Genomic DNA, 13,286 nt, shown 5'->3' on the forward strand with positions numbered 1-13,286 from the left:
GATGGTGCAGGCTTATTCTTTTATGAAGCGTAAAGATGAAAAAATCAATGGATTTATTATCAAGCTATTCTTACTAAACTTATAAAAACCTTAAATAGATAGCTGTCACAATCTATCATGATTGCAAAAATCAAACTCTATAGAAAATTAAAAAACTTATTCAACACATCACAACAGAGAAGAAATTGAGCTTATTTGCGACTTCTAAAATTGTATTTAAAGCGCCAGATTAAACCTTGAAAAACACATCTTCAATAAAACCACATAAGAATCGGCCTAACCCGTTATTTAAAATAGAAAATAAAAGAAGTTTTCTTATATCAAAAAAAATAATTAATATATTGTTTTATATTATATCTTTTAAACAGAGAAATGCTTCATATAGCATATTTATATTTTACTTTTTTGTTATATTGAATCTGAATTTAGAGATAATTTCAAAATGAGTTGTTTTTTAAAGGTGCTTCCAAGCCATTACCTTTTTTACTACAAATTTCTGATTATGATAATTTTTTGTACTTTTTCAGTTGTTTTTGTCAAAATTTATTAAAAACACTCTCATTTAATAACAAAAAACAATCATAAAAACAAAGAATTATCAAATATTTCTATTCAATCTACCTCTTCTTATTTTATAAAATAATCTGTTGTTAAACTGCAGTAAAAAAAGCGCTTCGATACTATAATGCACTGCATAAATTTTCTATTTAAACTCTCTCATATCAAGTGAACAATGAAAATCAGCGGTAATAAGATGTCAATGTGAATGCTGAAGAAAAAAACTTTCGCCCTCAAAGTCTGCCTTAATAAGGCGTTAATTTCCTGAATACCGCCCACTCTGATGTGCTAAAAGAGCAAAAGCAATCATCGATATCGGATTATCCTGCATACATATAGAGCTCACTTCGATACAAAAGCTCCAAATTGCCTTGCACTTCATATTTCTTTATCAATGCGACCAATTGCCGCAAATATTCTTCCCCATAGCAAGCAATAGCGCGTTGCGCTTGCGTTGAAGAGCGGCTCATTCCAATAAAAGCTTCAGATGGGATCATCATCGTCCAATTGTGCGTATGAAAAAAAATCTTTTCTGGATCTACCCCAAAGCCATCAGTCATTTCCTGTAAAAAATCAAAATTACGATAATAACGGGAATAATTCGGACTCATTTTCTCTAACAATGTCTCATAAGCCTCTAGAAATTCGCTATGCTTGAAATCACGATTATTTTGAATAACCGCCATGACACCATTGACTCGAAGTTGATCTGAAACAGAACAAAGCAACTTGGGACGATCCATCCACTGAAACGCTTGCGCTGCAATGACAAGATCAACCTCGCCAATTTGAGGCAATAGGTCTTCGGCACGGCCCTGATACCACTGCACCGTAGGAAATTTTTTTCGCCCCTGCTTAATCATATCTGCCGATACATCGATAGCATGATATTGGTGCTCATTTCCTAAAAATTTAACAATTCCCTCTAATGCGATGCCTGTCCCAGCACCCACATCCACAATGGACAAATGCTTTTTGTTCTTAAAAGGATGGAGCATGGTTTTAAATAAAGTAAGGGGATAGCGAGGACGATAACGATCATAATCATTAGCCAATCCATCAAACTTTTCACTTTGCCGCTGAACACTTTCTATCATAGGACTTTCACCCTCCTTCTCAATTACTACCATACATAATAAAAAAGCCTTTTTATCCAATGTATTAAACATAACTTCTAAAGGAGGAAAATAAGAACTGCCCTGACCTTCTATCTTTCCATAAGATTGATACTTACATTTTTCTCTTTTCCAATTGTTATCTGCACGTTGCGAAACCCAAAACTCCTACGAAAATAATATATTTTTCTGTAATAATAATTGATATAAATATTATTGATCTTTTATAAGATGACATCTATATTACTATTATTATTTTAACATCAACAAGTCACTTAAGCGTACCTAAAACGCAGAGAGATATCAATTTATTGATAAATACGCCTGTTTATAAAGTTCAAAATACTTTCCACCAAGAAAATAAACCCTATATAATACATAAAATATCTGTGGAGACATCTTTATGTTAAATGTACAAACTTCTTCAATGTTTAAAATATTAAAAAAATTTCCAATCGTGATTCTTTTGGCATGGTTAGTGCCATTTTTAAGTGGGTGCGGATTTAATACGATACCAACAAATGAAGAAAAAGCACATGCAGCATGGAGTGAAGTGCTCAATCAATATCAACGTCGTATAGATCTCATCCCCAATCTTGTAGAAACAGTTAAAGCTTACGCAGCTCATGAACAAAGTGTTTTCACAAATGTAATTGAAGCACGTGCTAAAGCAACACAAGTCAACATTAATGCAGATATGTTGAATAATCCAGAAGTTATGCAGCAATATCTCAAAAATCAAGCAAATTTATCAAGTGCACTTTCGCGACTTATGGCTGTTGTTGAAAACTATCCGGATCTTAAAGCAAACCAAAACTTTCTTGCTCTTCAATCACAATTAGAAGGAACAGAAAACCGTATTTCCGTTGCGCGCCGCGATTATATTGAAACAGTACGTGCCTACAATACTGCACTCAAAACAATGCCGACGATGATTTGGGCAAAATTATGGTTTCGTGATGCTAAACCTATGCCAACTTTTACCATCGATACTGATAGCCAACAAACACCAAAGGTTAATTTTAATTAATGAAATCATTTCGATACTCTTTGCAACGTATTGTATTTCCAAAATTATGGGCTTTTATCTGCTCTCTGTATTTAGTTGCTGCATTGGGAAGTATCGCTTGTTCGCAAATAAAATTTCCTCATTTAACAGGTTATGTTAATGATGTGGCTCATTTGCTCGATAATGCAACCAAGGAAGACTTGACAAAAAAACTGGCAGCACTCGAAGAGAAAACGGGAGATCAAATTGTTCTTGTAACACTCCCTACTCTTTCGGGCAACGATATAGAAACGTACAGCAATTCTCTTTTTCGTACATGGGGATTAGGCCAAAAGAAGATCAATAATGGTGTATTACTGGTCATTGCACCGAATGAACGCACAGCACGTATCGAAGTTGGATATGGTTTGGAAGGAGAGCTAACAGATGCTCTTTCCTCCGTCATTATTAATAGCTTCATGATTCCTAATTTTCGCGAAGGAAATTATCAAAAAGGAATTGCTGAAGCAGTTGATACAATTATCAAAGTTATTACAGAAAGTGATTCTGATTTTACTTTTCGCATCAAAGAAAAAGCTAAAATCGTTGAAGAACAACGTAAACAAGCTGAAAAAGAAGAAATGGTAATCAATGCAATTATGTTTCTCATTCTCTTTATAGTCGTTGGTTTGCCCATTCTTGCAATGATTTTTGGTAAAAAAGTGGGTCCACAAAAGTATCTCTGGCTGGGGATCATCTTCACACCTTGGTTTCTTAACTTAAGTGCCGGTGGCAGATATCCTGGTGGAAGGTTCGGTGGTCCTCGAGGTGGAGGGGGATTTAGGGGTGGTGGTGGATCATCAGGTGGTGGTGGTGCAACAGGAAGATGGTAAAAGGAACGTGGATTTTTAAGCGTAGCAAATCTTCTTAAGATAAAATTTTATGAACGTATTCTCTTTTATTCAACAATTCTATACCTTACTCTGTAATCACTTTTATTGATTACAATACAAACTCAAACATCAAGATAAATATTACCCATGACATGTGAATTGAAACATACAGATCGTAATCACTTATCACATCATTTTAATGCAATTCTAGAAAATCCACCCGTCGAATGGAAAATAAGCGATCATCTGATTGAGTATCCTGAAGCTCTGCGTTATATGCAAGAACGTGTAGAAAAAATTCTTGCAAAAACTGCGCATGAACAAGTTTGGCTTCTCGAACACCCTTCCCTTTATACAGCGGGAACGAGTGCAAATAAAAAAGATCTTTTGGCGCCTAATTTATTCCCTGTTTATGAAGCAGGACGTGGAGGTGAATTTACATATCACGGTCCAGGACAGCGTATTGCTTATATTATGCTTGATCTTAAACGCCGGAAACAAGACATTCGTGCTTTCATTAGTGCATTAGAAGAATGGATCATACAGATGCTTGCCAACTTTAATATTAAAGGCGAACGCAGAGAAGATCGCGTTGGTGTCTGGGTTAAACAGTCTCATTGCCCATCAAAACAAAATGATCTTTCTTCCGAAGATAAAATTGCAGCTATTGGCATTCGAGTGCGCAAATGGATAAGTTTTCATGGAGTTTCTATCAATGTTAATCCTAATTTAGCCCATTATTCAGGAATTGTTCCTTGTGGAATTACAAACCACGGTGTAACAAGCTTTCTTGATCTAGGTTGCCCTGTAGCAATGCATGATATTGATATTGCTCTCAAACACGCTTTTGAAAAAATTTTTGGTCCAACAATCGATGTTTCCTAAGTGCATTGATTTTTAAATAAAAAACAGGCATAAAATTATTTTAATAAATATTTGATTTTATGAGGTGGATAGTTAAACGCTATGAGCGATAACAAAAAGGATCTTTTTAGTGTTTTAAATAAAGCCCAATCTCGGGTAAATACAAAAGAAAACACTCTGCAGTCTCCAATGAAATCAAACGCGATGATTTCAAGAAAAAGTGCAAAAGATACGCAAGAAGATGACTATAATGCCCTCTCTATTCGAGTTCTTGAGGGTTTAGAGCCGGTACGTTTACGCCCTGGAATGTATATTGGTGGAACAGACAGTAAAGCGCTTCATCATTTATTTGCCGAAATTATTGATAACGCGATGGATGAAGCTGTTGCGGGTTATGCAGATTCTATTGAGGTCTCATTAGATAGGAACGGTTATATAACCGTTACAGATAATGGACGCGGTATTCCTGTTGAAAATCATCCTCAAATGCCTGAGAAATCGACTCTTGAAGTTATTATGACACAACTCCACTCAGGGGGAAAATTTGATGGAAAGGCTTATCAAACTGCAGGTGGACTTCATGGAGTAGGAATTTCTGTCGTCAATGCTCTTTCTGATGATATGGAAGTTGAAGTTGCACGAGAACGAAAACTTTACCGCCAACGTTTCTCACGTGGTATTCCTCAATCTGGATTGGAAGATCTGGGAGATGTTTATAATCGTCGTGGTACGCGCGTTCGTTTTCATCCTGATCATGAAATTTTTGGTGAAAAAGCAGCTTTTGATCCAGAAAAAATCTATAAGATGACATGCTCCAAAGCCTATCTTTTTGGTGGCGTAAAAATTCGCTGGTCTTGTGATCCCGTCATACTTGAAGGCGCAAAAAATATTCCTGAAAAAGCTGTTTTTCATTTTCCCGATGGGCTTAAAGACTATTTACTTTCGTCACTAAAAGATGAATATCGAGTAACGTCAGAAATTTTTTCTGGCAAAACACAACACAATAATGGCCATGGCTCCGTTGAGTGGGCTATCGCTTGGCATGGTGGTGATTCTTGTGTGCAATCTTACTGCAATACGATTCCTACAGGAGAAGGCGGAACACATGAAATAGGATTACGTCAAGCTCTTTTGCGTGGATTGAAATCCTACGCTGAGTTAATAGGAAACAAGCGCGCAACGATTATTACGTCTGACGATATTATGATTTCAACAGCCGCAATACTTTCAGTCTTTATCAGTAACCCTGAATTTGTTGGACAAACAAAAGATCGATTAGCAACCATTGAAGCACAGCGTATCGTTGAGAATGCAATCCGCGATCCTTTTGATCATTGGTTAGCAAATTCCCCACAAGAAGCAACAAAACTTCTCGATTGGGTTATCGAACGTGCTGAAGAACGTGTTAGACGACGCCAAGATAGAGAAATAAGTCGAAAAACTGCTGTCCGTAAATTACGTCTGCCCGGTAAACTTGCAGATTGTAGCCAGAACCATGCTTTGGGTGCTGAACTATTCATTGTTGAAGGGGATTCTGCAGGAGGATCTGCTAAACAAGCAAGAAATAGAGCAAACCAAGCAATTTTACCTCTTCGTGGTAAAATCTTAAATGTCGCCAGTGCTGCACATGAAAAAATGAACTCAAGCCAAACAATTAGCGATCTTATCCTTGCTCTTGGATGTGGAACACGCTCCAAGTATCGTGAAAAAGATCTCAGATATGAACGTATTATCATCATGACAGATGCTGATGTTGATGGTGCTCATATTGCGTCACTGCTCATTACCTTCTTCTTTCAAGAAATGCCTGACCTTATTCATCAGGGACATTTATATCTTGCCGTCCCTCCCCTTTATAGAATATCGCAAGGAGGAAAAGTTGCTTATGCTCGTGACGACATTCATAAGGATGAATTGCTCAAAACTGAATTTACTGGAAAAGCTAAAATCGAAATCGGGCGTTTTAAAGGGCTGGGTGAAATGCGCGCAGAACAACTTAAAGAAACGACTATGCATCCTCAAAAACGTACATTGCTTCGTGTTTCTATTGATGCCGTGGAAATACAAGAAACGAAAAAGACTGTAGAAAGTCTCATGGGAACAAAACCAGAAGCACGATTTCGTTTCATACAAGAAAACTCTACTTTTGCTTCTAATCTAGACATCTAATATAAAAAATATCCCTTTCAAACCACTGCAGCTGCGTCAATCACGCGCAGTTGCGGATTGATCGTTCCATTCCAATAATTCAAACTAAGATGACCAGCTAAATGAATCATTTCACCAATATTTTCAAAAAGAAAATCACCTAGCGATGTCCCTACAGCACGAAAAGCTATTCCTTGTAGTTTTTTTCCTTCAACATTAGATACAATGAGGCGAAGATGTCCTTTACCAACTTCAGATAGATTCACCAGTCGATGAGAGGGAAGAACAAAAACAGGTGTTGCATTCCCTGCCCCAAATGGCCCTGCTTTTTCAAGCAATTCAAACAGCGCTTCATTAACACCAGAAGCAGAAAGAGAACCATCTATACTAAGAGATTTTTTTGCACGCAACTGTGAAACCATTAAAGAAACTTTTTCTTCTAGCCATTTTCGAAAAATTTCAATTTTTGTTGATTGAATTGTAATTCCTGCTGCCATACTATGTCCCCCTCCTTTTTCTAATAAATTTAATGTAACAGCTTCACGAACGAGTGCTCCTAAATCTATACCATTAATTGAGCGTCCCGACCCTACGCCATTTCCATCTTCTTTCAAAGCAATAGCAAAAACAGGGCAAAAAAAACGCTCTTTAAGGCGGGAAGCAAGAATACCAATAATTCCCGGATGCCATTCTTTATGAGAAATTACAAGTGACAATGGTATTTCTTGATCTTGATAAAGAGAAGAAATGTAAGATTCCGCTTGTGCTAATTGAATGTTCTCCATTTCTTGGCGTTCTTGATTAAGCCGATCTAATTGTTCTGCTATTCTGTCCGCTTCATCTTTATTCTCACAGCTAAGCAAACGTGCTCCCAAAGCTTGATCACCAATGCGCCCTCCTGCATTAATTCTAGGACCTAATAAAAAGCCTAAATGAAAACTATTAAGCGGCTCCCCTATTCGTGCAACCTTTGTTAAAGCTGTTATTCCTAGATTATGCATAGAACGAGCAACTTGAAGCCCTTTTAACACAAAAGCACGGTTAACCCCCTGTAATGGAACGACATCACATATGGTTGCCAATGCAACAAGATCAAGCATACTTAAAAGATCAGGCAGCGGTCCTTGGAATTGTTTTTTCCGCAGCAAATGATGAACCCAAGCTAACGTAACAAAAACAACACCAGCTGCACATAAATGCCCCTGTTTAGAAAAATCATCAAGACGATTAGGATTGACAAGAGCAACAGCTTCTTGATGAATCTCTGACATTTGATGATGATCTAAAATCACAACATCAGCACCAGCAAGCCTCGCTGCTTTTACGGCATCAGGACTGTTTGCGCCACAATCAACAGTGATAATTAACCGAGCGCCTTCTTGCACAAGCATCCTCATTGCTTGTTCATTCGGACCATAGCCTTCAACAATACGATCAGGAATATAAATTTTGACTTCAATACCAAAATAACGAAAAAAACGTGCTATGAGTGCCGATGAACAAGCACCATCAACATCATAATCACCAAACACAGCAACCTGTTCTTGATTGAGAAGAGCCTTAACAATGCGCTCTGCAGCGCATTGCATATCCCTAAAACTTTCTGGATCAGGCATAAGCGTACGCAATGTTGGATTAATAAAAGCAACAGCCTCAGCTTCATCCACATCTCTTGCTGAAAGTACTCGAGCTAACTGATCTGGAAAGCCAAATTTTTGAGAAATAGCGCGCGCGTTATTTATCCCTTGAACATCAAGGGCATCTAACCAAGCTTGACCACAAGCAGAAGATTCAACATTGAGAAAATAACGAGACCACTGCATTATTTCTTATTTTATAATGAAGAACGATAAAATACAATCATGCGTTAAAGATAAAATAGTCTTTTGCAACATTCATTTTAAGTTTAAATGGTCTACAAACTTCTTTTAATGGGGTATTATAATACCTTTCTTGTAACATATTGTTTTATAAAGTTTTTATTTTCTCTTGACGTCAATCAAAAGACATTATATCAGAGCAAGTAGTATGCGTTAAATATTTCGCTATGGTAACAATTTTCAACGCAAAACAGTAAAAATTCCCTTATATTAAAAGGGTTCTAATAAAGGATACTTCTATGGCAACTTTTTCACAAAAGCCAACTGAAGTGGTGAAAAAATGGGTTATTATTGACGCAGAAAACCTTGTTTTGGGTCGTCTTGCCACATTTGTTGCTAACCGCTTACGTGGCAAACATAAAGCTACATTTACTCCACATGTTGATGATGGTGACAACGTTATTGTCATTAATGCAGATAAAATAGCTCTCACTGGCAAAAAATATACGGATAAAAAATATTATTGGCATACCGGCTATATTGGTGGAATCAAACAACGTACAGCACGTCAACTTCTTGAGGGGCGTTTTCCCGAACGCGTTATTGAAAAAGCAGTAGAGCGCATGATTCCTCGAGGGCCTCTTGGTCGCCGTCAATTGAAGAATCTACGTGTTTACGCTGGAAGCCAACATCCACATGAAGCACAACAGCCTGAATCTCTTGACGTTGGTGCTTTAAACCGCAAAAACAAAAGGATTGCTTGATTATGGCTGAAATTAATTCTCTTTCTGAGCTTAGCATAGTAACAAGTATTACAGAAACACATGAAAATGTTGTTCCTGTTCACGTGCAGAAGCTTGATTCACAAGGACGTGCTTACGCAACAGGAAAGCGTAAAGACGCTGTTGCGCGTGTATGGATTAAACCAGGTTCTGGAAAAATCACGATCAACAATAAGGAATTTGACAAATATTTTGCTCGTCCTGTTCTTAGAATGATTCTTCGTCAACCAATTGTTGCAACAAATAGGGATACCCAGTTTGATATTATTGCAACCGTTGCAGGCGGTGGTCTTTCTGGACAAGCCGGTGCAGTGCGCCATGGCATTTCCAAAGCTTTAACCTATTACGAACCAGAACTTCGCTCAATCTTGAAAAAAGGTGGGTTTCTTACCCGTGATAGTCGTGTTGTTGAACGTAAAAAATACGGTAAAGCAAAAGCACGTCGTTCTTTCCAATTCTCAAAGCGTTAATTTCAATTTTTGCAATGCATAAAGCCTCGGACAAAAACGGGGCTTTTTTAAACTGCTAAAACAGACTTTTAGATGAATGTAGGAACAAATCTATACCGATTAGAAAAAACAAGAATGCAAAACAACCTCTTCTCTTAAGATAAAAGGCAAGAAAAATAGACCGAAAAAATTCAAAACTTCAGTTTCAATTTTTTAAATCTGTTGTACTAACTTGTAATATATCGACGTGCTAAAGCACAAAAATATTTACGCGACAACTTTAGCAATCTTATAAGCTTTTCAATATTTTTTCTATCATCACTTAACAAGCTTTAGTCCAAGAAATGCTTTACCATTGTAATAAAATGAGGGACAGAAATAGGCTTTGACATATATTCTTCACATCCACTGGCACGAATTCGCTCCTCATCGCCTTTCATAGCAAAAGCTGTTACAGCAACAACGGGGATTGATCGAAGTTCTTCATCTTCTTTTAATTGTTTAATAACATCTATTCCAGAGACCTCTGGCAACTGGATATCCACAAGGATAAGAGATGGCATTGATGAACGCGCCAAATCTAATGCCATAAGACCATTACGTGTTTCAACGGTTTCATAACCACTCGCTTCTACAAGATCGCGAAATAACTTCATATTAAGCTCATTATCTTCCACGATCATGACTTTTTTTGACATTCGTATAACTCCACCCTTCTCAGATAAAATAGAGAAATAGAAATGAATCCACATTCTCTTTGCTTAAGATAAAATGATAAAATGAATTGTAAACCACAAAGAGATTAAAAGATTCCAATAAAAGCATTTTTGCAAATATTTGTAAGACGCATCGCTATACTTATTCAGTTCATCAACATAAAATCCACAAATAGTCGTAAGATTGTGTGACCTTGTATTTTTTGAGTTGATATACAAAGTTTATGGATATCTCAATTAATGCATTCGCGTTTTCATCATAAAAAAATATCAACCACAAACTTAGCTCAAATGCGCATTTTGAAGAGAAAAAAATTTAAGTAAATTTAAAAAGCAACTGATTAGCTGAATTTAATGCACCATATACTGGCATCCACAAAACAATATCTTAATGATATAAAAGGATAAACTTATCAAGGTCATTAAGATTAAAAAAATAAATAAACCGTGATTAAATATCACGGTTTATTTAATATAAAACATTCAATAACAGCATAATTCAAAGTTTATCAAGGATAATATCTTTTAATTCAAAGCCCATGAACTATGAGAAAAAGCATCGAATGTTCTTCCACCTGTCTTTCTGTTAGGACTCGGCGGCTTTCTAGTAAAGAAATATACAAGATATGCGATGAGACCAAAAATCGCTGTCTCCACCCCCATTAAACCCGCAACTTTTTGGACATTTTTCTCAGCCCCTTGTCCTCCAAACTGGCTAATAATCATATCCACAGCTTTAATAACTCTATTTTCCTGTGTCATTACAGAAATAAAACCAGCATTTTGAAATCTGCCATTTAAAGAATCAGCATTGGCTCTTAAAATCTGTGAAAAGAAAATCGCTACTGCAACAAAACATACTATACAATGCTTGAATATTTTCATCATAACCACCTAATTACAATATTTAGTAAAATAAATTTTCTTTACCGCCCCCTCTAAATAGAAAACATTCCGTTATCTATCGATAAAGTATATTTATCTTCTGATAATAAAAATATAATACAAAATTTAATTAATAATTTTATTTTAATTGTTATTTTTATATTATATTACACTTACAATATATCCGTTACATGTTTATTTAATAATTGTCAATTATTTTATTTGTACTTTACATTATGTAGTTTAATGATAAAAATATATTAAAATAAAATTATTTTATTGTTTTTATTATGAATTTAGCTTTATTATCATAAATATTATTATGATTTTATAATATATAAAAATATCAATATGTTGTTTTTTAGTTACACATAATATTTTTATTTTTTTGTATAATATAGTAAAATAAATATTTTTATAAAATAATTTTTCCTTAGGATAGATTGAGAAAAAATATTTGCCCCAGCTACAATTAGCGTAAGCACCAGCTTAACTCTTTGATTGAAAAAGCTAAATTAGGTAAGATAAGGGATAACTTTGGTGAATGCGCCAAATCTAATGCCATAAGCTATTACACATTTCAACGATTTCACAGCCATGCGTTTCTACAAGAACGTGGAATAATTTTAATAAAGTTCATTGTCTTCCACAATTATAACTTTCTAACATTAATATAATTCCACGACTCTAAGATAAAATAGAGAAATAAAAATGAATACACCTTCTTTCTAACCAAGATAAAATGATTAAAAATATGAATCATAAAAATTTAATAATGTCCAATAAAAGCATTTTAGCAAATATTTGTAAGACGCATCGCTATACTTATTCAGTTTATCAAAATGATAATCTAGAATAGCCGTAAAATGATGTGATCGTATATTTTTTGAGTTAATACGAAAAATTTATGGATATTCAAATCAGCTCATGCCCCTTTTCATCTTAGAAAAGATATCAATCACGAAAATTAACATAGATATATATTTTGGAAAAAAATTTAAATAACGTTGATATGGATAGATTATTTGCTAGCAAACAATCTTCTCTATTAAATCAGAGTGTTCACTACTGTGATATTGTAATCTCAATCACGACAACACTTCAATAACAGACTAAAATATAGATTCACTATAAGCTTAAAATAAAAATTTTGGAATTGATCATACATACAATGAATGAACCGTAAAATACAAAAGTAATCATAACACTAGAAAATGAAAAAGCTTATCACTCTTGTTCACTATTCCTTCCTCTCTCATTTTTTCTGTGTTATTTTTAAAGTCTTGTAAAAGATATGAATTACATGCAAAAAAAATTAGCCCTTTGTAATCTCTACGCCATCAATCACATTAGTTTTATTAATGATAAGCAATAACATTTGTATAGCTCTAAGCTTAGAGAGCAAAACCAGATTAAAGTATCATTTTTATTTATTGTAAAGAGGATGTAAAACTCCATTTTTCTCTTATCATTGTTAAGAAAAATTTAAAAATGAGCTTATTAATATTAAAAAAATAGAAAATAATTTTTTAAAAAATAATATCTTATTTAATTACTTTTTAAAATAATATAAATATATTATGTTTATATTGTATATATTTAATTAAATAATAATATTTATAATAACACTAAAATAGTACATAATAATTATCTTTATATCAAATAAAATCATAACATAAAATAAGAAATTCACAATAAAATTAGGTATAATTCCATTAGTTAACAAGTAAAACAAAGAAATATATTTAATTATGTTATTGAACTCAGTTGCGTTGCCATCGTTTTTGCCTGCTTGGATTGGTGAATCCTTTTATTTCCAAGCAATTATTAACTGAATTTTGACTGCTCAGCATGCTGAAAAATCTCTATGTGATTGTTGTCTTGATAATTGCTATCATGTTGTTTGGCGAAGCTCTTAGCTTTCTATCGGGCAACTTAAAAGCTTTATTCTGTCAATTTTCTTATTGTTTAAGCAAAAACTCATCCACGTAATAATATATTGAATGCACCAACAAAATCCGCACGAATAACCACATTCTGCACATATAAAAATTACCCATCTTTGACA

10 protein-coding genes are annotated in these 13,286 nt (G+C 34.7%); 6 read left to right on the plus strand and 4 right to left on the minus strand.

What is annotated here, in order from left to right:
• Positions 1–878: 878 nt before the first annotated feature.
• A complete protein-coding gene (locus ACFIL8_RS01805) occupies positions 879–1,655 on the minus strand; it encodes a class I SAM-dependent methyltransferase (protein ID WP_375632401.1) in 777 nt (258 codons plus the stop codon).
• A gap of 421 nt (positions 1,656–2,076) precedes the next feature.
• On the opposite strand from ACFIL8_RS01805, the gene ACFIL8_RS01810 reads away from it, so the two are divergent.
• The 4 genes from ACFIL8_RS01810 to parE all read left to right on the plus strand — a co-directional run bounded on the left by ACFIL8_RS01810 (position 2,077) and on the right by parE (position 6,587).
• Positions 2,077–2,703: a LemA family protein gene (locus ACFIL8_RS01810; RefSeq protein ID WP_375629028.1), complete on the plus strand. Its 627-nt coding sequence runs from the start codon at positions 2,077–2,079 to the stop codon at positions 2,701–2,703.
• Positions 2,703–3,554 carry a TPM domain-containing protein gene (locus tag ACFIL8_RS01815; protein WP_375629027.1) on the plus strand — a complete coding sequence of 284 codons (852 nt, stop codon included), beginning with the start codon at positions 2,703–2,705 and terminating at the stop codon, positions 3,552–3,554. The genes ACFIL8_RS01810 and ACFIL8_RS01815 overlap by 1 nt, the downstream gene beginning before the upstream one ends.
• A gap of 147 nt (positions 3,555–3,701) precedes the next feature.
• Positions 3,702–4,439, plus strand: a complete 738-nt coding sequence (lipB, locus tag ACFIL8_RS01820) for a lipoyl(octanoyl) transferase LipB (RefSeq protein ID WP_375629025.1) — start codon at positions 3,702–3,704, stop codon at positions 4,437–4,439.
• 81 nt (positions 4,440–4,520) lie between these two features.
• Positions 4,521–6,587: a DNA topoisomerase IV subunit B gene (gene parE / locus ACFIL8_RS01825; protein ID WP_375688798.1), complete on the plus strand. Its 2,067-nt coding sequence runs from the start codon at positions 4,521–4,523 to the stop codon at positions 6,585–6,587.
• A 17-nt stretch (positions 6,588–6,604) separates the two neighbouring features.
• On the opposite strand, the gene recJ is transcribed toward parE, so the two are convergent.
• Positions 6,605–8,389, minus strand: coding sequence for a single-stranded-DNA-specific exonuclease RecJ (gene recJ, locus ACFIL8_RS01830; protein WP_375688800.1), 1,785 nt, complete (start codon positions 8,387–8,389; stop codon positions 6,605–6,607).
• A 296-nt stretch (positions 8,390–8,685) separates the two neighbouring features.
• Between recJ and rplM the strand changes: the two genes are divergently transcribed.
• Both rplM and rpsI read left to right on the plus strand, forming a co-directional pair.
• Positions 8,686–9,150: a 50S ribosomal protein L13 gene (gene rplM / locus ACFIL8_RS01835; protein ID WP_015856544.1), complete on the plus strand. Its 465-nt coding sequence runs from the start codon at positions 8,686–8,688 to the stop codon at positions 9,148–9,150.
• Positions 9,151–9,152: 2 nt separating this feature from the next.
• Positions 9,153–9,638, plus strand: coding sequence for a 30S ribosomal protein S9 (gene rpsI / locus ACFIL8_RS01840; RefSeq protein WP_015856545.1), 486 nt, complete (start codon positions 9,153–9,155; stop codon positions 9,636–9,638).
• Between the two features lie 311 nt (positions 9,639–9,949).
• Here rpsI and ACFIL8_RS01845 read toward each other — a convergent pair whose 3' ends face one another.
• Positions 9,950–10,315: a response regulator gene (locus ACFIL8_RS01845; protein WP_273724078.1), complete on the minus strand. Its 366-nt coding sequence runs from the start codon at positions 10,313–10,315 to the stop codon at positions 9,950–9,952.
• Positions 10,316–10,858: 543 nt separating this feature from the next.
• The gene (locus ACFIL8_RS01850) at positions 10,859–11,218 is read right to left on the minus strand and encodes a hypothetical protein (RefSeq protein ID WP_375668457.1); all 360 of its coding nucleotides are present in this window, start codon (positions 11,216–11,218) and stop codon (positions 10,859–10,861) included.
• Positions 11,219–13,286: the final 2,068 nt, after the last annotated feature.

Source organism: Bartonella sp. AP57NXGY (genome assembly GCF_042195805.1).
In the GTDB taxonomy this organism is placed as follows: domain Bacteria; phylum Pseudomonadota; class Alphaproteobacteria; order Rhizobiales; family Rhizobiaceae; genus Bartonella.